The following is a 19,303-nucleotide window of genomic DNA, read 5'->3' as shown; positions in this document are numbered from 1 at the left end:
GTCCCTTTCAGCTCGTGCGCCGCTCGGCGCCTGCCCGCAGCGCGTCCCTGAGGACCCGTGCGTTCCAGCCCTCGGCGAGCGCCCGCCGCACGAGGTCCGCCTGCGAGGGCGGGGCCAGTCCGTCGACCGGGGGGTCGCTGTCGAGGTTGGTCGGGAAGGGGTAGCCCTCGGCGCTCGCGGCGATCACGTTCTCCAGCCACTCCGCGTCGGCGCCCTCCGCCTTGCGCCGCAGCAGCGCGGGGTAGACCGCGTTGGACACCGCCTCCCGGTCCACGGTCTCCATGGCCCGCCCGAACGCCGAGGAGATCTGGAGCAGGTTGGCCATGCGGCGCACGTCCGTGGTGCGGTTGGTCCCGGCCGCGTGGAACAGCGCCGGGTTGAAGAAGGCGGCGTCGCCCTTCGCGAGCGGCAGCTGGACGTGGTGCTCCTTGAAGTACGCCTGGAACTCCGGCCGCCGCCACGCCAGGTACCCGGGCTCGTACGCCTGCGAGAACGGCAGGTACAGGGTCGGCCCCGACTCCACCGGCATGTCGCAGTGCGCGACCGCGCCCTGGAGCGTGAGCACGGGGGAGAGACGGTGCACGTGCGCCGGATAGGCGGCCGCGGCCTCGTCGGAGAGGAAACCGAGGTGGTAGTCGCGGTGCGCGGTCTGCGCGAGACCGCCCGGGTTGACCACGTTGACCTGCGAGGTGACCTGGTAGCCGGGGCCGAGCCAGGCCTCGGACACCAGGGCGAGGACGGGGTTGGCGTAGTAGTCGGCGAAGGCCGCGGGGTCGTACAGGGCCGCCTTCTCCAGCGCGTTCCACACCCGCTCGTTGGCGCCGGGCTTGGCGAAGTGGTCGCCTGCGGTCGCGCCCGCCGCGTACTGCTCGCGGATCAGCGAGTCGAACACCTCGGTGAACCGGTCCACCACCGCCGGATCGGGGAACGCCCCCTGGAAGACCACCACCCCCGGCCCGTCGGTCAGGGCCCGCACCAGCTCCTCCTGCACGTCACGGCGGTCCTTGGCGCCGCGGACCCGCCCGGCGTCGTACAGCAGGACGTTCCGGTCCACCCCGGACGCGTGCGGGTAGTCGGCGGGGTCGGCCGTCCGTTCGACGAGCGCACGGAAGGAGTCCAGGTCGCAGTCCTGCTCGGACAGCCAGGCGCGGCGGTGTACGGCGGTGAAGGACATCGGCGTCCTCTCGGTGACAGGGGCGACTCAGCGCTGTCATTCTTGTCATGACAAAGCCGTCGAACAACCGGCAGGCGGCCATCAAAAACCCCTCAAGGAGCAGACGCGTGGGACACCCGTTCCCCATTCGGGAGATCGCACGACAGGCGGGGCTCAGCGAGGCCACCGTCGACCGGGTCCTGAACGGCAGGGGCGGGGTCAGGGAGAACACCGTCCGCGAGGTCCACCAGGCGATCACCGACCTGGACCGGCAGCGCACCCAGGTCCGGCTGGTGGGCCGCACCTTCATGGTCGACATCGTGATGCAGACGCCGGAGCGATTCTCCACCGCCGTCCGCGCCGCCCTGGAGGCCGAGCTGCCCGCGCTGCACCCCGCCGTCCTGCGCTCGCGCTTCCACTTCCGCGAGACGGGCCCGGTGACGGAACTGACGAGAATCCTCGACCGGATCGCCCGACGGGGCTCCCAGGGCGTGATCCTCAAGGCCCCCGACGTCCCCGAGGTTACGGCCGCGGTCGGCCGGCTCGCCGAGGCCGGCATTCCCGTGGTCACCCTGGTCACCGATCTGCCCTCCACGGCCCGGCTTGCCTACGTCGGCATCGACAACCGGGCCGCCGGGGCGACCGCCGCCTATCTGACCGGTCAGTGGCTGGGCGACCGGCCCGGCAACGTCCTCACCAGCCTCAGCAGCGGGTTCTTCCGCAACGAGGAGGAACGCGAGATGGGCTTCCGCAGCGCCATGCGCGCCCGGCATCCCGACCGCGCGGTGGTCGAGATCGCCGAGGGCCAGGGACTGGACGCCACCCAGTACGAACTCGTCCGGGCGGCCCTGGAACGCGACCCGGACATCCGCGCGGTCTACTCGATCGGCGGCGGCAACATCGCCACCCTGAAGGCCTTCGAGGACCTGGGCCGGGAGTGCGCGGTGTTCGTGGCCCACGACCTCGACCACGACAACGACCGCCTGCTGCGCGAGCACCGCCTGTCCGCCGTGCTCCACCACGACCTGCGCCAGGACATGCGGGAGGCCTGCCACATCGTGATGCGCGCACACGGGGCGCTGCCACCGGCGGGACCCACGACACCGTCGGCGATCCAGGTGGTCACGCCCTACAACATGCCCTACTGACTACAACATGCCCTACTGAAGGGGCACTTGCTACACGTCCACCCACGCACCGCTCTCCGCGGACCGCGCCATCGCGTCCAGTACGGCCGCGCTGTGCACGGCGTCCGTCAGCGTGGCCCCGTACGACGTGCCCTCCGCGACCGAACGCAGGAACCGGTACGCCTCCACCACCTTGAGGTCGTCGTAGCCCATGGCGTTGGCCGCGCCCGGCTGGAAGGCCCCGAACTCGCCGTCGCCCGGGCCGACGTACACCGTGGAGACCGCCTGGTCCTGGTAGCCGGTGCCGCGGCCGACCCGCAGCTCGCCCATGCGGCGGAAGTCCCAGAACACCGCGCCCCGGGTGCCGTGCACCTCGAAGCCGTAGTTGTTCTGCTCGCCGACCGAGACCCGGCAGGCCTCCAGGACACCCCGGGCGCCGGAGGCGAAGCGCAGCAGGCAGTTGACGTAGTCCTCGTTCTCCACCGGTCCCAGTTCCCCGGTGGCGAGGGTGTGCCCGGCGGTGGCGCCGGTCGGGCGGGCGCGCTCGGGCAGGAAGACCGCGGTGTCGGCCGTGAGGGACGCGATGTCGCCCAGCAGGAAGCGGGCCAGGTCGGCGCCGTGCGAGGCGAGGTCGCCGAGGACTCCGCTGCCGCCGCGCTCACGCTCGTAGCGCCAGGTCAGGGCGCCCTGGGGATGGGCCGCGTAGTCGCTGAACAGCCGGATGCGGACATGGGTGATCGTGCCGAGCTCGCCGCCGGCGATCAGCTCGCGGGCGGCCTCCACGGCGGGCGCGTTGCGGTAGTTGAAGCCGACCGCGCTGCGCACGCCCGCGCCTGCGGCCGCGTCGGCCACCGCGCGCGCGTCCTCGACGGTCAGGCCCACCGGCTTCTCGATCCACAGGTGCTTGCCGGCCGCGGCCATCGCGACACCGATCTCGCGGTGCAGGAAGTTGGGCGCGGTGACGCTCACCGCCTGCACGCGCGGATCCGCGGCGACCTCCCGCCAGTCCCGGGTCGCGGAGGCGAACCCGAACTGCGCGGCGGCCTCCTCGGCCCGCCCCGGGACCTCCTCGGCGACGGCCACCAGCTCGGGGATCAGTGGGAGCCGGGGGTAGTGGTGCCGCACACGGGCGTAGGCCTGGGTGTGCACCCGTCCCATCCAGCCGAATCCGACGACGGCGACACCGAGCGTATCGACCATGGGGAACCCCTCCGCGAACTGTTTGGACCGTTCCAGTACGTGTCCAGGTCACCCTGAGTGCCGTATTCGCTCGCTGTCAAGCCTTTGACAAGCCGTGGGACCCCATGGAACGGTCCACCCCATGAGACCGCCGACGATCCGCGATGTGGCCGAACGGGCCGGAGTGTCGAAGTCGCTGGTCTCGCTCGTGCTGCGGGGCTCGGACCAGGTGCGCCCGGAAAAGCGGGAGGCCGTGCTGCGGGCCGTGCGCGAGCTCGGCTACCGCCCCAACGCCGCCGCCCGCAGCCTCAGCGAGCAGCGCACCCGCACGGTCGGCGTCCTCCTCCACGACCTGCGCAACCCCTGGTTCGTCGAACTCCTCGACGGCATGAACTCCCTCCTCCACGACAACGGCCTGCGCATGCTCCTGGCCGACGCCCGCCTCAACCGCCGTACCGGACAGGACCCGGCCGGGCCCTTCCTGGACCTCGGCGTCGACGGGCTCGTCGTGGTCGGCACGCTGCCGGAGGCCACCGCGCTCGGAGCGGTCGCCGAACGGCTGCCCGTGGTGGTCGCGGGCGCGCGCGAGCCGCGGCTGCCCGGGGCGGACGTCGTCGCGGGCGACGACGTGCGGGGCGCCCGCCTGGTCACCGAGCACCTGATCGGCCTCGGGCACCGGCGCATCGCGCACATCGCGGGGTACGGGGCGGTGGGCGAACTGCGCCGGGAGAGCTTCGAGGAGACCATGCGGGCCCACGGGCTCGCCGAGGGGGCCGTCGTCGAACCGAGCGACATGACCGAGGAGGGCGGCTACCGTACGACGGTCCGGCTGCTGAGCCGCGCGGACCGGCCGACGGCCGTCTTCGCCGTCAACGACATCGCCGCGATCGGCGCGGTGTCGGCCGCCGAGGAACTGGGGCTGCACGTCCCGCGCGACCTGTCCGTCGTCGGCTACGACAACACCAGCATCGCCCGGCTGCGCCACGTCTGGCTCACCACGGTCGACAACGCGGGGCACGAGGTCGGCCGGCGCGCCGCGCGGTGTCTGCTCGACCGGTTCGAGGGGCGCGGGGGAGCGGGCCGTACGGACCTCGCCGTACCGGTGCTGGAGGTGCGGGGGACGACGGCGGGGCCGCCGGACGGGACGTGACGGGGCCTCGGGGCTTCGTCAGAGGTTGATCGCGTACGCCTTCCGCAGGGTCTCGTGGACCGTCCACGTCGTGCGGTCGCCCTCGCGCAGGACGGCCATGTCACCGGGCCCCACCCGCAGGGTCGGACCGCCCTCGACCTCGATGGTCGCCGAGCCGCTGACGACGACGAACAGCTCGTCCGCCTCCGTGTCGGTGACGACTCCGGGGGTGATCTGCCAGATGCCCCGGATCTGGCGTCCGTCCGGCGACTCCCAGATCACCTTGCCGGTCACCTCGGGCGTCCCGGAGACGATCTGCTCCCGCGCGAGGGGCTCGGACTCGAGCTCGGCGTCGGGGACGTGGAGTACGAAACTGTGGTCCATGGGGCGACCCTAGCGAGATCGTCCGGGGCCGGTCCGTCGACAGTGTGTGGAGTGTCGGCGCAGGTGGGAGGACACTTCGTCGCGGACTGGCGGGGTGCCTCGGCCCGGGTGATCGTGGAGGACATGGCGGACACCCAGGCTGCCGCGCCCCCGGTGCGCCGGCACGACACCCGCGAGGCGGTCCTGTTCGGCGGGGTCTACGGCTCGGTGCTGGCCTGCTCGATGGTCGCCGCGCTTACCCAGTACGGGCACACGTCCCGGGACAGCCGCCGCTACGACGCGGCGTGGCTGCTGGTCACCGCGCTCGCCTCCGCTCTCGCGCACGGCTACGCCCACTACATCGCCGAGCGCACCCCGCACCGGCGCGGGGACGCCCTGCGCGCGTTGGCCGACGAGTGGCCGCTGGTCGCGGCGGTCGTGCCGACGGTCGTCCTGCTGGCCGGCGCGGGCTGGGGCTGGTGGCCCGCCAACGGCGTGGAGTACGCCGCCTTCGCGCTCAACATCACCCTCCTGTTCACCCTCGGCCTGGCCACGGCCCGCTGGTCCCACCGCCGCTGGCTCCCGGCGGTGACGATCGGGGTGGTGGACGCCATGTTGGGGGTGGTGGTCGTGGTGGCGAACGCGGTGATCAAGTAGGGCGTCGGGCAACGTTCCCCGGAAGCGGCGACACGGACCCGGGTGCTCAGGCGTCCGCCGCCCGCCCCGCCCGCACTCCGTCCAGCGCGATCGCCAGCACCCGGTCGCGCTGGACGTCGTCGTCGAAGGTCGTCGCCGTGATCCCGGCGACCATCCGGAGCAGGTCCACGAAGTCCATGTCCCGCCGTGCCTGCCCAGCCTCCTGGGCGCGCTCGAACAGCGGACCCCCCGCCGCGTACATGGAGTCCCGGCACGCGGCGAAGATCTCCGACTCGTCGTTGAGCGCCTCGCGCACCGCACGCTTGGTCACCATGTAGCCGGCGAACCGGTCCAGCCAGGCGGTGAGCGCCGCCCACGGTTCCTCGTCGGCGAGCTGCCGGGCCACCTCGACGAGCGTGTTCACCTCGTCCGCGTAGACGGTCTCGAAGAGGTGCCGGCGGGTGGGGAAGTTGCGGTAGAGCGTGCCGATGCCGACGCCCGCGCGCCGCGCGATGTCCTCCAGGGACGCCTCCGCCCCGTGCTCGGCGAACGCCTCGCGCGCGGCGGCCAGCAGGGCGTCGTAGTTGCGGGCGGCGTCCTTCCGGTGGGGCCGGCGGGACGCGACGATCTCGCTGACGTGGAACGACGACGGGGCGGTCACGACTGCCTCCCGGGGCTGAAACGGAGGTCGACCTCCGGAACGGGTTGAAGCGGAGGTATGCCTCCGGTAGAGTGGAGGCGTACCTCCATTTTAGCAGTCGAGGTGCTCCCACCGTCCTTTCCGCGACCGCTTCCCCAGAGGCTCCGGCCGCACCCCGTTCGTTCGGAGAGGCTCTCCATGCGCCGCAAGTCCACCCGTCTCACCTTCGCGGTCCTCGCGACCGGTGCAGGCGTGTTCTCCATGCTCCAGTCGCTGATCGCGCCGGCCCTGCCGACCGTCCAGCACGCCATGCATACCTCGCAGTCCACCGCGACCTGGGTGATGACCGCCTATCTGCTGTCCGCCTCGGTCTTCACGCCGATCCTCGGCCGGGTCGGCGACCTGGTCGGCAAGAAGCGCACGCTGGTCGCCGTCCTGGTGACCGTGGCCGTCGGCTGCCTCCTCGCCGCGCTCGCCCCGGGCATCGGCGTCCTGATCGTCGCCCGGGTCGTCCAGGGCGTGGGCGGCGCCCTGTTCCCGCTCTCCTTCGGCATCATCCGCGACGAGTTCGCCGCGTCCGAGGTCAGCGGCTCCATCAGCAACCTGTCCGCCGTGATCGCCGCCGGCGGTGGCGTCGGCATGGTCGCCGCCGGGCCCATCGTGACCGCGCTCGACTACCGCTGGCTGTTCTGGATCCCGGTCGCCATCGTGATCGCCGCGACCCTCATCGCCGTACGGTATGTGCCCGAGTCGCCCCGCAGGGCCGAGGGGAACGTCAACTGGCCCGGTGCCGTGCTGCTGTCCGCGTGGCTGGTCGCGCTGCTGCTGCCGCTCAGCCAGGCGGGCTCGTGGGGCTGGGGCTCGGCCCGGGTGCTCGGGCTGTTCGGCGCGGCCGTCGCGCTGTTCGCGCTGTGGCTGTACTCCGAGGCCCGCTCCCGCACCCCGCTGATCGACCTGCGGGTCATGCGGCTCCCGGCCGTGTGGACCACCAACACCGCGGCCCTGCTCTTCGGTGCCGGGATGTACTCGATCTGGTCCTTCCTCCCGGGCTTCGTGCAGACACCGTCGTCGGCGGGCTACGGCTTCGGAGCGACCGTCACCGCGGCCGGACTGCTCATGCTGCCCATGCTCGTGGCGATGTTCCTCTCCGGGGTGCTCAGCGGCCGGCTGGAGCCGGTGGTCGGCGCCAAGTCCCTGCTGGTGACCGGTGCCGCGCTGGGCGCGGTGGCCTGCGGCTTCCTCGCCCTGTGGCACGACGAGCGGTGGCAGATCGCCGTGGTCGCGGGCCTGTTCGGCCTCGGTATCGGACTCGCCTTCGCCTCCATGGCCAACCTGATCGTGGGCAGCGTCCCGGCCGACCAGACCGGCGCCGCGACCGGTATGAACGCCAACATCCGCACCATCGGCGGCTCCATCGGCGCGGCCGTCACCAGCGTCCTGGTCACCGGTCACCTCCAGCCCTCGGGCCTGCCGTACGAGTCCGGCTACACCCACGGTTTCGCCCTGCTGGCGGTGCTGTGCCTGGCGGCGGCGCTGGCCGCCCTGCTCGTTCCGGTACGACGGGCAGCCGTACGCCGGGTCGTCACGGAGGCCCCGGACGTGCGGGAGCCCGTCGCCACCCGGGGCTGACGCGGTGCCCGCCGGCCCGGCCGCAGGCTTGAGGTAGGGTTTACCCGCGCGATCACACGGAAGACCCGTGCGAGACGCGGCCGGGACGTGGCGCAGCTTGGTAGCGCACTTGACTGGGGGTCAAGGGGTCGCAGGTTCAAATCCTGTCGTCCCGACGGTTGAAGTAGCAGGTCAGGGGCTCTGCCGGAGGAATCCGGCAGAGCCCCTTGATCTTTTTTGGGCCGGAGTGCCGGCCGGTCCCCGTCGAGACCGGCAGGACGGGGCGACTTCCTTCACCCGGCGCCGTCGGCGCGTGCTCCCGCCGTCTCGGCGCCTCTGTGGATGGCTCGCCAGTCCCGGTACATCGCCAGACTCATGAGCGCCTGGCCCGTGCCGGGGCCACAGGTGTCGAGCATGCCGGACAGCACCTCGCCCGGTCCCAGTTCGAGAGCGGTGGTCACACCGTCCCGGTGCAGTCGGTCGACCGCGTCGGCGAAGCGGACGGGCTCGCGCTACCGGCGAGGTAGCCGAGGGACCGCGGGGCACGGGGGACCAGGTCCTCTGGTCCCTTCGTAGGGCGGTTCGGCCCTCTGGTGGGACCAGTGGGGACCTGTGCGCCGGGTGAGGGTGAGGGAAGAGTGAGAAGCTGAGCGATGGGGGGCGTTGCCCAGGACCTGACGACGCGTGGTGGTGAGCACCGTGGCTACAGGCGACAGGACCATCGGGGTGCCGGCCGAGGGCCCGGTCGATCCCTTCGGCGATCCCTTTCTGCGGACCCGGTTCGCCGTGCCGTCGAGGCCCGCCACCTTCCTTCCCCGCCGCCGGCTGACCCGGCATCTCGGCCAGGCCCTGCGGACCCCGCTGACCATGGTCAACGGCTCCGCGGGCGCGGGGAAGACCCTGCTGGTCGCCGACTGGACCGCGACCCTGGACCGCCCGGTCACCTGGCTCACCGTCGAGGCCGAGGAACAGCGGCCCGGCATGTTCTGGGCCTACTTCCTCCAGGCCCTGAACGCCGTCGGCACCCCCCTGTCCGACCGCGTCCACGTCCCGGCGGACCCGAGCCGGGTGAGCCGCAAGGTGCTCTCCGAGATCGCCGAGGACCTGGTCGGACGCGACCCGGCCCCGCTCGTCGTCCTCGACGAGTTCGACCGGGTGAGCGCCTCCAGGATCGCGGAGCAGCTGGAGTTCGTGCTCCAGCACGCCGGCTCCGGACTCCACCTGGTCCTCGTCACCCGCAACGAGCCCATGTTCTCCCTGCACCGGTACCGGGCGGCCGGGGCCCTGACGGAGATCCGCGACGCGGAGCTCGCCTTCACGCCCGAGGAGGCGGCGGCACTGCTGGAGCTGCACGGACTGCGCCTGCCCTGCGACGCCGTGCACGCCCTGGTGGAGCGCACCCGCGGCTGGGCCGCCGGGCTGCGGCTGTGCGCCCTGGCGGCCCAGGAGAGCCCGGACCCGCAGGCCTACCTCAAGGAGTTCGAGGCCGACCGCAGCACCGTCGCCGACTTCCTGCTGGCGGAGGTGCTCCGACGCCAGCCGCGGGAGACACAGGACCTCCTGCTGCGCGTCAGCGTCCTCGACCGCTTCTGCCCCGACCTGGTGAACGGACTGACCCACCGGACCGACGCCGGCCGCATCCTGGCCGAGCTGCACCGCGACAACGCCTTCGTCGAACAGCTGGGACAGGGGTGGTACCACCTGCACCCGCTGTTCGGGGAGATACTCCAGACCCACCTGCGGGTGCGCAGCCCCGGCCTCGAAGCCGATCTGCACCGGTCGGCGGCCCAGTGGCTGCGCCGCCGCGGCACCCTCCCGGAGGCCCTCGCGCACGGCGCCGCGGCCGACGACTGGGACTTCACCGCCAGCGCTCTCGTCGACGACCTGGCGATAGGACAGTTCTTCACCGGACTGCGCTCCGACGAGCTCAACGAACTCTTCTCCCACATGGGCCCCGAGGCCGTGGGACCCGCGCCCGAGCTCGTCCGGGCCGCCCGGGACCTGGCCCAGAGCGACCTCGACCGGGGCATGGCCCACCTCCACCACGCCGAGGCGGGGCTGGCCGGCGACGCGGGCGACCCCGCGGCCGCCCAGTTGAGCTGGGCCCTCCTGGAGGCGGTGGCCGCCAGACTGACCGGTTCGCCCGCGCGGGCCGAACAGGCCGCCGAGGCCGCCGACGAGGTACGACCGGAGATCCCGGCGCACCTCCTGGACAAGCACCCCGAACTTCCCGCCCTGCTGCTGACCCACCTGGGCTCCACCCGTCTGTGGGCCGGACGCTACGAGGACGCGCGAGCCGCGCTGACCGAGGCCGCCGAGTCTCCCGGCGGCGCCCAGACGGTGCTGCCCCGGGAGGAGTCGATGGGCCACCTGGCACTGATCGACTACCTGAACGGATGGCCCGGCAGGGCCGAGCACAAGGCCCTGGCGGCGATGACCGAGACCGAGCGGTTCAGCCTCCGCCGGCCGTCCGGCTCAGGCATCGAACGGCTGGTCCTTGCGGCCGTGGCCGTCGACCGCAACGAACTGGGTCGCGCCCAGTCGCTCATCGACGAGGCCGACGAACTCGCCCTCGACATCCAGGACCCCGTGCAGGCCGCCGGGCGGGCCCTCGCCACGGCCCGGCTCCAGCTGGCCCGCGGCAACACGCGGGCGGCCGTGGAGTCGGCGACCCCGGCCGTCTCCACCGCCGTCGCCTCCCCGTGGGCGGAGGGCCTGGAACAGGTGGTCGCCTCCGCCGTCCATCTGGCCGAGGGACGGACCGGGACCGCCGCCGAGCTGCTGCGACAGCTGCCGGACGACCGCCCCGCGTGGGTGGTGGAGGCCGCCCGGCTGAGACTGGCCGCGGGCCAGACGGACGCCGCGCTGGAACTCCTCGACAGCCTGCCCGCCGAGAGCCGGCCCGGGCCCGCGGTGACCGTCCGGGCGGCGCTGGTGAGAGCTCAGGCCGCGGCGGAGCGGGGAGACACCGAGACGGCCCGCAGGCTGGTCGCCCAAGCACTCCTCGGCGCCCGGCGCGAACGGCTGCGCCGCCCCTTCATCGACGCCGGACGGTGGATCAGGCCCTACCTGGCCGTGGCACCCGTGCGGACGCTGGCCGCCGGATGGCTCCTGCCCGCTGCCGCCCCCACGGCCGCCGCCGGACCGACCGGTGCCGGACCGCCCCCCGCGCCGGTCCTCGTGCAGGAACTCAGCGAGCGCGAACGCGATGTGCTGCGCGGGCTGGCCCAGATGATGTCCACACAGGAGATCGCCGCGGACCTGTACCTGTCGGTGAACACCGTCAAGACCCACCTCAAGAGCCTGTACCGGAAGCTGGCGGTGAACCGCCGCAGCGAGGCGGTACGCCGAGCACGGGACCTGCGGCTCCTGTGAGCAACCGGCAGGTCGCCCGTGACGGGTGAGGCGCCCGCGCACCCCGGTCCGCTGCCATGGGAGGAGCGGCCGTCCCCACCGAGCCGCTGACCGATCTGGCGAGGTGGTCACCATGCGGCGTTGGCGCGCTCTGATCGTCCTGGGCACGGCCCAGTTCCTGATGGTCCTGGACACCTCGGTCATGAACGTCTCGATCAGTCAGCTCGTCGAGGACTTCGACACCGAGGTGACCACGATCCAGGCCGTCATCACCCTGTACGCGCTGGTCATGGCCGCGTTCATGCTCATCGGCGGCCGGCTCGGCGACATCCTGGGGCGCCGCCGTCTCTTCTTCCTGGGGCTGACCGTGTACGCCACGGGATCGGCACTGACCGCACTCGCCCCCACCGTATGGGTCCTCGCGCTGGGCTGGTCCGTCGTCGAGGGAATCGGCGCCGCGATGGTGCTGCCGGCCATGGCGGCCCTCGTCGCGGAGTCCTACCGCGGGCCCGACCGGGCCGTCGCCTACGGCGTCATCGGCGGCCTCGCCGGTGCCGGGATCGCGGTCGGACCGCTCCTCGGCGGCTGGGTGACCACGTATCTCACCTGGCGGCTGGTCTTCGCCGGGGAGGTCGTCGTCGTCCTGGCCGTACTGTGCTGCCGCCGCATGATCGCCGAACCCGCCCGCACCGGGACCCGCCCCCGTCTCGACGGGATCGGAGCCGTACTGTCGGCCACCGGGCTCGGCCTGGGCGTGCTCGGGGTCCTCCAGAGCAGCACGTGGGGATGGGTCTCGCCCCGCAACCCGCCCTTCACCGTCCTCGGGTTCTCCCCGACGCTGTTCGTCGTCGGGGCCGGAGCGGCCGTCCTCGCCCTCTTCGTCCGCTGGGAACGGCGGCGGGACGAACGGGGCGTCGACCCCCTGGTCCACCTGCCCCTGCTGGGCCGGCCCGCGCTGCGCTCGGGTCTGATGGCCCTGCTGAGCCAGAACCTCATTCTGCTGGGGCTCTTCTTCGTGATCCCGCTGTACCTCCAGGTGGTGCAGGGCTTCGACGCCTTCGAGACTGGGCTCCGGCTGCTTCCGGTCTCCGTGACCATGCTCGCGGCCTCCCTGCTCGCCTCCTCGCTGGGCCGGACCGTCGGACCGCGCCGGATGATCCGGCTGGCCCTCGCCACCCTGGCCGTCGCCGTCGTCTGGCTGCTGGCCACCATCGACCCGGTCATCGACGACGCGCAGTTCGCCGGCGCCATGGCCCTGGTGGGCGTGGGCACGGGGCTGCTCGCGTCGCAGCTGGGCAACGTCGTCCAGTCCAGCGCGGGCGAGGAGGAGCGCAGCGAGGTCGGCGGGCTCCAGTTCACGGCGCAGAACCTGGGCTCCGCGCTGGGCACGGCCCTGATCGGGTCGATCCTGCTCGGCGCCCTCGCGCACGCCTTCACCAGCCAGGTCGCCGACGACCCGCGGCTGTCCGAGGAGACCCGCGCCGAGACCGGCGTCGCCCTGGAGGCCGGCATCTCCTTCGTCACCACCGACCAGGTGCGCTCGGCGGCGGAGAACGCCGGGCTGCCGCCCTCCGAGGTCGAGGCCGTCACGGACTCCTACGCCGCCGCGCAGCTCGACGGCCTCAAGGCGGCGATCCTCGCCACCGGAGGCATCACGCTGGCCAGTTTCCTCGTCACCCCGAACCTCCCGGCGGGCCGCGGCGGCCGGCGCGAGACGGCGGGCACCCCCGCGCCGTCCCCCTCGGCCGGACCGACGCGCTGACTTCCAAGGAGCATCCATGTCCACGACCGACCCCACGACGGTACGCGGGCCCGGCACCGGGACCCGGGCCCGCGCCGACTACTCCGGCGGTGTCTACGGCTCCATGCTCGCGGCCTCCGTGGTGATCGGAGCCGGCGCCCTCGGCTCCTTCCCACGGCTGGAGCTGGTGCTGCTGTTGCTGCTCACCGGGGTGGCGTTCTGGATCGCGCACGTGCACGCCCAGCTGTTCGGGGCGCGTCTGGCGCAACAGTCCCTCGACCGGCACGTCGTCTTCGAGGCCTGCCGGGAGGAGTGGCCGATCGTCAAGGCCGCCGTGCCGCCCGCCGTCGCGGTGGCGGTCAGTTCGCTGCTGGGCCTGGACCTGCAGGGTGCCCTGTGGCTGGCGCTGTCCGTCGCGGTGGCCGGACAGGTGGGCTGGTCGGTGGCGGCGGCCCGGCGTGCCGGTGCGTCCTGGCGCCTGGTCGTCGGCACCGCCACCGTCAACCTGTTGATCGGCCTGCTGATCATCTCGTTCAAGGTGTTCCTGAAGCACTGACCAGGTCGCCCGTGCGCCGGCCGGCGGATCACCTCCGCCGGGTGAGGCAGGAAGGAGGCGTTCGAATGGACCATCGGAGTACAGGGCGCCGACCGCCCGCCAGGCCGCCTGCGGGAGTACAGCCCATGCGCTACGAGATCCGAGTCGACGGACATATGTCGGACACACTGGCCGAAGCCTTTCCCGAGCTGGAACGCGTGGTCATGTCCGGGCAGACGGTCCTGTTCGGCTCGGTCATCGACGAGGCGCACCTGTTCGGACTCCTGGCCCGCTGCCAGTCCCTGGGGCTGCACGTGGTGGAGATGCGACGCATGCCCGACTGAGACGGGCCCGTCAGCTGTACCGGCTCGCCGTCGGCGCACGGCGCCGGGCAGTCGGACCGGTCGGCCGTCGGCGTGCGGGGCTCGTCGGCGGCACCGTCCGACGGGCATTGCGCGGGGCCGGCCGGCCGTACCGGCCCGCCGCCGGCACCCGGTGCCCGTCAGTCGCACCGGGTCGCCGCCGTGAGAGGGGCGAGCACGGGCCCCTGCCGCCACTCGTCCGCCCCGGGGCGGGGGTGGCTCACTCGTCTGAGTGCCGCTGTGGCGCACCCACCGCCGGAGTGCGTGTGCCCCCGCGCACGCTCATCTGCCCGTGGGTCCCTCACGCGGCCCGCCCCCGCCCTCACTGCCTCACCCCACCCCGAGTGTTCGCGCCCACCGCCCACGCGCCTCCCGCGCCGGTTCCGGGCCCACCCGGCTTCGAACGCACAGCACCGCAGGGCAGCGTGGTCGCTGCCGTTCCTCTCGCTCAGAGCGTCTCCGCCTGGACCCGGCCCGAGCGGACCGCGGTGGCCAGTGCCTCGAAGTCCCGTTCGTTCTGGTCGGCGTAGGACTGGGCGTAGCCGGTGAGGGCCTGGTCGAAGCGGTTGCCGGAGCCCAGGTAGGCGGCGATGGCGATCGGGTCGCCGGACCGGGCGTGGGCGCGGGCCAGCGAGGAGCCGCACACCCGGGCGAACAGGGCGAGCATCGCGGGGTCCATCATCTCCGGCCGGGCGATGCCCTTCCAGTCCCGCAACTGCCGTACGTAGAAGTCGCGTTCGACGCCGTCGATGCCCACCACATGGGTCCAGCCGAGGAAGATGTCACTGGTCGTCTGGATCAGATGCTGGCCGTCGACGACCCGCCGGCCCTGGTTGTCGAAGCGGTCCGCGCCGGTCTGCGCGGCCAGCACCGACTCCTGGGCCTCCTTGGCCTGGAGGAGCAGCGGGTCGTCGTCGTTCCTGCCCAGCAGGAGCAGGATCCAGCAGCGGGTGCCGACACTGCCCACCCCCACCACCTTGCGGGCCATGTCCACCAGGTGGAAGTGGTGCAACAGGTGCTGCCGTTCGGACGGCAGGGTGCGCGCGTACTGCTCCACAACGGTCTGCAGCTCCTTCTCCTGCTCGTTGTCCGCCGCGTAGGCCAGCAGATCCCTCAGCGGTGTGATCAGCGGCGGGTCGGCGGTGATCCGGCGGCCCTCCGGGGTGCTCCGCGTGAGCTTCGCGAAGGCCTGCATATGCGTACGGGTACGCGCCTGCTCGGTGGCCTGGGCGGTACGGCGTCTGGCCTTCTTGTCCATCGAGGACGCCAGCAGCGCCCGCAGGTGGTCGGCGTCGTCCTGGGCGTACCAGATGTCCAGGGTGCGCATCCCGGCGAAATCCCGCATCCGCTTGCGGTAGGAGCGGACGCAGGTCCGCACGATGGTGTTCTGCTCCTTGAGGGAGAAGCCGTTGGCGCGCGCCGCGATGGCGAAGCTCGCCGCCAGCCGCTTCACGTCCCATTCGAAGGGGCCGGGCAGCGTCTCGTCGAAGTCGTTGATGTCGAAGACCAGATGACGCTCCGGTGAGGCCAGCAGCCGGAAGTTCAGCAGATGCGCGTCCCCGCACAACTGCACCCGCAGCCCCGTGTTCGGGGAGGCGCCCAGGTCGGCCGCCATGATGGCCGCCGCGCCGCGGTAGAAACGGAAGGGCGACTCGAGCATCCGCCCGTAGCGGATGGGTACCAACTCCGGTACTCGCGTGGCCGACTGACGCTCTATCACCTCGATCGGGTCGAACCGCGCCGGGTCCGTCTCGAAGAAGCCGTGGCTCGAACGGGGCACGCGGGCGCGGGCGTTCCTGCCGATCGCCGCCCGTTCCGAGGGCGACAGAAGGACCGTCGAGGAGTTCGGTACGGTCATGGCTTGACCTCCTGGATCGTAGACGAGAGGCCGCACCACGACCGGCGGGCCGGACACCCGCGAGGTGCGGGCGACGGCCTCGCACACCGCCCGCCGGACCCGGGCGGGCGGTGCCCCGTCCGGGCGCTCGGGGGGAGCGCTCATCCCGTCCCACTTCGTTCGGGCCGCCGCCGGGCCGGCGTACGACCTCGTTCCCAGCCCACCGGCACGGCCGGACCCGCGGATCACCCACGACGGGTGACCCGGGCACCGGCGGTACGCGGGACGCTGGCCGCGTGAGGGGCCCCGCACCGCTCCGGCGGTGTGGGGGACGACCCGTTCGAGCGGGCGAGGAGAAGCCATGACCACGCAGCGGGGCCCGGCACCACACACCGCGACGGACCAGGACCCCTACGGGGGCACCCCCGGAGGCACGGCCGCCGGAGCGGACGTACTGGAGCGGCTCGGCCGTTCCTGGACCTGGATCCTCGGATCCGCGATCGCCACGCTCGTGCCCGGCATCCTCGTCCTGGTGTGGCCGGACGAGACCCTGCACGTCCTCGCCGTCCTGATCGGCCTGTACCTGCTGGTCGCCGGCTCGTTCAAGTTCGTCTCCGTCTTCGCCTGGCACGCACCCGGCGAGCGGCTCCTCGGCCTGATCATGGCCGTGCTGTACGTCCTCGCGGGCGTGCTGTGCCTGCGCAATCCGCTCCAGACCATCGCCGCCCTCTCGCTGATCGTCGGGGTCGTCTGGCTGGTGACCGGCATCCTCACCCTCTACACGGCGATCACCGCCGAGGACCTGCCGCACCGGGCCTTCGTGCTGGGCGCGGCCGTGATCGGCATCGTCGCCGGGATCGTGGTGCTGGCCCTGCCGACCGAGTCGGCGCGGGCGCTGACCCGGCTGCTCGGACTGTGGCTCGTGCTGCTCGGCCTGTTCGAGCTGGTCCTCGCCCTCGCCTGGCGGGCCGCGCTGCGCCGGTCCGGCATCACGGACGTCCGTCGGCCCGCCGACGCCTGAGGAACGAGCCCGGCGGCCCGGTCCAGCCAGGGAGCCCCCATGATTCCCGCCCCGACCTCCGGCACGCCGGGCGGCGACGCATCCCCGGGCACCGGCCACACCATGACCGCGGACGAGCACGCCGAGTACCGGCGACTGCGCCGCGCCGCGACGGTACGGCACCGCCGAGCGCGCTGCGCGGGCGCCACCGTCCTCCTGGTCCTCACACTCCTGCTCGCACCCCTCGCCCTCGTCGCGACCTGGGTGCACGACCAGGTCGCCGACACCGACCGGTATGTGCAGACCGTCGCCCCCCTGGCCTCCGACCCGGCCGTGCAGGGCGTCGTGACCGACCGGCTGACCGACCGGGTGGTGGCCCAGGTCGACGTGGAGGCCATCACGACCGCGCTCACCAGGACGCTGTCGGACAACGGGGCCCCGCCCCGGGTCGTCGAGGGCTCGAAGTCCCTCACCGCCCCGCTGCGCTCCGCGGTGCGCTCCGTCGTGGAGCGCACCGTGAGCCGCGTGGTCACGAGCGAGGTCTTCCAGCAGACCTGGGAGGGCGCCAACCGGCGGGCCCACGCCACCGTGGTGAACATGCTCACCGGCGACCGCGAGGGCGCGGTGCAGGCCGAGGGGGACACGGTGCAGCTGGACATCGGTGCCGTGGTCGACCAGGTGCGGCAGCGGCTCGTCGACGCCGGCTTCGAGAAGGCCGCCGCCATCCCGGACACCGACCGCACGGTCACGCTGTTCCGCACCGAACAGCTCGCCAAGGCCCAGGACGGCATGCGCCTCCTGGACGTCGTGGGCACCTGGCTGCCCGTCCTGACGCTCGCTCTCGCCGCCCTCGCCGTGTGGGTCGCTCCCGGACACCGGGTGATGGTGATGATCACCGCGCTCGGCGTGGCCGTGACGACGGTGGTGGTGCTGGTCGCGCTGGTCGTGCTGCGGCGCGTCTACCTGGACTCCGTGCCCTCGGCGACCCTGCCGCCCGATGCCGCCGCGGCGATCTTCGACACCTTCCTCCGCTTCCTGCGCGCGAGCGCCCGCACCCTGCTCGTCGTCTGCCTCCTCACGGCCCTCACCGCCTGTCTCTACGGCCCCGGCCGGGTCGCCCGCGGCGTGCGCGCGCTCGCCGGGCGCGGCGCGGCGGGCGCCGGGAGCACGCTGCGCCGCGCGGGGGTGACCACCGGTCTCACCGGGCACTGGCTCTCCGCCCACCAGAAGTGGACCACCGGGATCGTCATCGGGGCGGGTGCCCTGGCTCTCGTCCTGTGGAACCACCCCACCGTCGGCGCGGTGGCCCTCGTCCTGGCGCTGGTCCTGGTGGTGCTGGGGATCATCGCGGTGCTCGCCGCGGCACAACCGGCGCCCGACACCCCCGGCCGACCGGGACACGCGGCCGCGTGAGCCAGGGGGCCGGGTGAGCCAGGGGGCCGGGTGAGCCATACCAGGAACGCCGATCCGGTTCGCCCGGCACATGGGGCCCGGGCCGCACGGCTAGTGGAGAGCGCACGGGCCGGCGCGCCGGCCCGGTCACCCGCTCACCCGCGCCGGGTGAAGCCGTCGGCTCCTTGCCGTGGGCACGCTGAAGACGCACAGACAGGCGGCCGGGCGAAGGCCCCGGACGGAGGAGAGTGACATGAGCGAGTCCACGTACCTCGCGTACGACTACCCGCTGCTGAGCGTCTTCTGGTCGATGCTCTGGTTCTTCCTGTGGATCATGTGGTTCGTCCTGCTCTTCCGGGTCGTCGTCGACATCTTCCGCGACGACGCCATGAGCGGCTGGGCCAAGGCCGGCTGGCTGGTGTTCACGATCGTCCTGCCCTTCCTGGGCGTCTTCGTGTACATCATCGCCCGCGGCAAGAACATGGGACGCCGTGAGGTCGCCCAGGCACGGGCGCAGCAGCAGGCCTTCGACTCCTACATCCGCGAGACCGCCCAGGGCGGCGGCGGGACCAGCAGTGCCGACGAACTCGCCAAGCTGTCGGAGATCCGGGCCAAGGGCGACATCACCGACGAGGAGTTCGCCCGGGCCAAGGACCTCGTCCTGAGCGGCCACGGTTCGGGGACCGCCTCCACCGGTGTCGCCGCCGGCTCCCGGCACTGAGCCCACCGAACGATCGAAACGAGGGGTCAGGATGACCGCCACACACACCACGCACCGCACCACGGCCAAGCAGGACTGGGCCGCCGGCACGACGGTCTTCGCGGCCGTCATGCTGATGCTCGCCGGAGTGCTCGACATCTTCCGGGGCATCATGGCCATCGCCGAGGACGACGTCTTCGTCACGACGCGCAACTACGTCTTCGAGTTCGACCTCACCAGCTGGGGCTGGATCCACCTCGCGCTGGGAGTGGTGGGCGTGCTGGTGAGCCTCGGCCTCTTCCGCGCGGCCACCTGGGCGCGGGTGGCCGGAGTGGCCATCGCCGGACTCATCATCATCGCCAACTTCCTCTCCCTGCCGTACTACCCGGCCTGGTCGATCGTGATGATCGCGATGTCGGGGTTCATCATCTGGGCCCTGTGCACGGTCCGGCGCGACGACTCCTTCGAGCCCTTCGAGCGCCCCGGACGCGACATGTGACGACCCGTCGAGTGCGTGGCCCATGGGTGAGGGCCGCGCCGGGAGGGA

At 72.6% G+C, this 19,303-nt stretch carries 18 protein-coding genes and 1 tRNA gene; 13 read left to right on the top strand and 6 right to left on the bottom strand.

Going from position 1 to position 19,303, the window contains the following annotated elements; translation table 11 throughout:
* Positions 1–7: 7 nt before the first annotated feature.
* Positions 8–1,174 (bottom strand): phytanoyl-CoA dioxygenase family protein, encoded by a 1,167-nt coding sequence (locus H295_RS0110595; RefSeq protein ID WP_020135337.1) that lies wholly within the window; start codon positions 1,172–1,174, stop codon positions 8–10.
* Between the two features lie 107 nt (positions 1,175–1,281).
* Here H295_RS0110595 and H295_RS0110590 point away from each other — a divergent pair, with 107 nt between their 5' ends.
* Positions 1,282–2,301 carry a LacI family DNA-binding transcriptional regulator gene (locus tag H295_RS0110590; RefSeq protein WP_020135336.1) on the top strand — a complete coding sequence of 340 codons (1,020 nt, stop codon included), beginning with the start codon at positions 1,282–1,284 and terminating at the stop codon, positions 2,299–2,301.
* Positions 2,302–2,331: 30 nt separating this feature from the next.
* On the opposite strand, the gene H295_RS0110585 is transcribed toward H295_RS0110590, so the two are convergent.
* The gene (locus H295_RS0110585) at positions 2,332–3,480 is read right to left on the bottom strand and encodes a Gfo/Idh/MocA family protein (RefSeq protein ID WP_020135335.1); all 1,149 of its coding nucleotides are present in this window, start codon (positions 3,478–3,480) and stop codon (positions 2,332–2,334) included.
* 121 nt (positions 3,481–3,601) lie between these two features.
* Between H295_RS0110585 and H295_RS0110580 the strand changes: the two genes are divergently transcribed.
* Positions 3,602–4,609, top strand: a complete 1,008-nt coding sequence (locus H295_RS0110580; protein ID WP_020135334.1) for a LacI family DNA-binding transcriptional regulator — start codon at positions 3,602–3,604, stop codon at positions 4,607–4,609.
* 18 nt (positions 4,610–4,627) lie between these two features.
* On the opposite strand, the gene H295_RS0110575 is transcribed toward H295_RS0110580, so the two are convergent.
* Positions 4,628–4,972 (bottom strand): cupin domain-containing protein, encoded by a 345-nt coding sequence (locus H295_RS0110575; protein ID WP_020135333.1) that lies wholly within the window; start codon positions 4,970–4,972, stop codon positions 4,628–4,630.
* A gap of 123 nt (positions 4,973–5,095) precedes the next feature.
* On the opposite strand from H295_RS0110575, the gene H295_RS0110570 reads away from it, so the two are divergent.
* Positions 5,096–5,608 (top strand): hypothetical protein, encoded by a 513-nt coding sequence (locus tag H295_RS0110570; protein WP_028809237.1) that lies wholly within the window; start codon positions 5,096–5,098, stop codon positions 5,606–5,608.
* 46 nt (positions 5,609–5,654) lie between these two features.
* Here H295_RS0110570 and H295_RS0110565 read toward each other — a convergent pair whose 3' ends face one another.
* Positions 5,655–6,248, bottom strand: coding sequence for a TetR/AcrR family transcriptional regulator (locus H295_RS0110565; protein ID WP_020135331.1), 594 nt, complete (start codon positions 6,246–6,248; stop codon positions 5,655–5,657).
* Positions 6,249–6,425: 177 nt separating this feature from the next.
* Here H295_RS0110565 and H295_RS0110560 point away from each other — a divergent pair, with 177 nt between their 5' ends.
* Positions 6,426–7,856, top strand: a complete 1,431-nt coding sequence (locus H295_RS0110560; RefSeq protein WP_020135330.1) for an MFS transporter — start codon at positions 6,426–6,428, stop codon at positions 7,854–7,856.
* 81 nt (positions 7,857–7,937) lie between these two features.
* A tRNA-Pro gene (locus tag H295_RS0110555) sits at positions 7,938–8,011 on the top strand.
* Positions 8,012–8,128: 117 nt separating this feature from the next.
* Here the strand turns inward: H295_RS0110555 and H295_RS47180 are convergent.
* Positions 8,129–8,296, bottom strand: a complete 168-nt coding sequence (locus H295_RS47180; protein WP_020135329.1) for a hypothetical protein — start codon at positions 8,294–8,296, stop codon at positions 8,129–8,131.
* A 223-nt stretch (positions 8,297–8,519) separates the two neighbouring features.
* Between H295_RS47180 and H295_RS0110545 the strand changes: the two genes are divergently transcribed.
* The 4 genes from H295_RS0110545 (at position 8,520) to H295_RS0110530 (ending at position 13,809) form a co-directional block, all read left to right on the top strand.
* Positions 8,520–11,210 (top strand): LuxR C-terminal-related transcriptional regulator, encoded by a 2,691-nt coding sequence (locus H295_RS0110545; RefSeq protein ID WP_028809236.1) that lies wholly within the window; start codon positions 8,520–8,522, stop codon positions 11,208–11,210.
* 112 nt (positions 11,211–11,322) lie between these two features.
* Positions 11,323–12,951, top strand: a complete 1,629-nt coding sequence (locus tag H295_RS0110540; protein WP_020135327.1) for an MFS transporter — start codon at positions 11,323–11,325, stop codon at positions 12,949–12,951.
* Between the two features lie 16 nt (positions 12,952–12,967).
* Positions 12,968–13,486: a hypothetical protein gene (locus H295_RS0110535; protein WP_020135326.1), complete on the top strand. Its 519-nt coding sequence runs from the start codon at positions 12,968–12,970 to the stop codon at positions 13,484–13,486.
* 125 nt (positions 13,487–13,611) lie between these two features.
* Positions 13,612–13,809 carry a hypothetical protein gene (locus H295_RS0110530; protein ID WP_020135325.1) on the top strand — a complete coding sequence of 66 codons (198 nt, stop codon included), beginning with the start codon at positions 13,612–13,614 and terminating at the stop codon, positions 13,807–13,809.
* Between the two features lie 466 nt (positions 13,810–14,275).
* Here the strand turns inward: H295_RS0110530 and H295_RS0110525 are convergent, their stop codons facing one another.
* Positions 14,276–15,685 carry a DUF2252 domain-containing protein gene (locus H295_RS0110525; RefSeq protein ID WP_020135324.1) on the bottom strand — a complete coding sequence of 470 codons (1,410 nt, stop codon included), beginning with the start codon at positions 15,683–15,685 and terminating at the stop codon, positions 14,276–14,278.
* A gap of 340 nt (positions 15,686–16,025) precedes the next feature.
* Between H295_RS0110525 and H295_RS0110520 the strand changes: the two genes are divergently transcribed.
* The 4 genes from H295_RS0110520 to H295_RS0110505 all read left to right on the top strand — a co-directional run bounded on the left by H295_RS0110520 (position 16,026) and on the right by H295_RS0110505 (position 19,255).
* Positions 16,026–16,685, top strand: coding sequence for an HdeD family acid-resistance protein (locus tag H295_RS0110520; RefSeq protein ID WP_020135323.1), 660 nt, complete (start codon positions 16,026–16,028; stop codon positions 16,683–16,685).
* 39 nt (positions 16,686–16,724) lie between these two features.
* Positions 16,725–18,077, top strand: a complete 1,353-nt coding sequence (locus H295_RS0110515; RefSeq protein WP_020135322.1) for a hypothetical protein — start codon at positions 16,725–16,727, stop codon at positions 18,075–18,077.
* Between the two features lie 232 nt (positions 18,078–18,309).
* The gene (locus H295_RS0110510; RefSeq protein ID WP_020135321.1) at positions 18,310–18,777 is read left to right on the top strand and encodes an SHOCT domain-containing protein; all 468 of its coding nucleotides are present in this window, start codon (positions 18,310–18,312) and stop codon (positions 18,775–18,777) included.
* A gap of 31 nt (positions 18,778–18,808) precedes the next feature.
* Positions 18,809–19,255, top strand: coding sequence for a DUF7144 family membrane protein (locus H295_RS0110505; RefSeq protein WP_020135320.1), 447 nt, complete (start codon positions 18,809–18,811; stop codon positions 19,253–19,255).
* Positions 19,256–19,303: the final 48 nt, after the last annotated feature.

Source organism: Streptomyces sp. 351MFTsu5.1, from assembly GCF_000383655.1.
GTDB classification, from domain to species: domain Bacteria; phylum Actinomycetota; class Actinomycetes; order Streptomycetales; family Streptomycetaceae; genus Streptomyces; species Streptomyces griseorubiginosus.
Note: the sequence above shows the minus strand (reverse complement) of the source record. Positions and strands in the feature narration are given on the sequence as shown.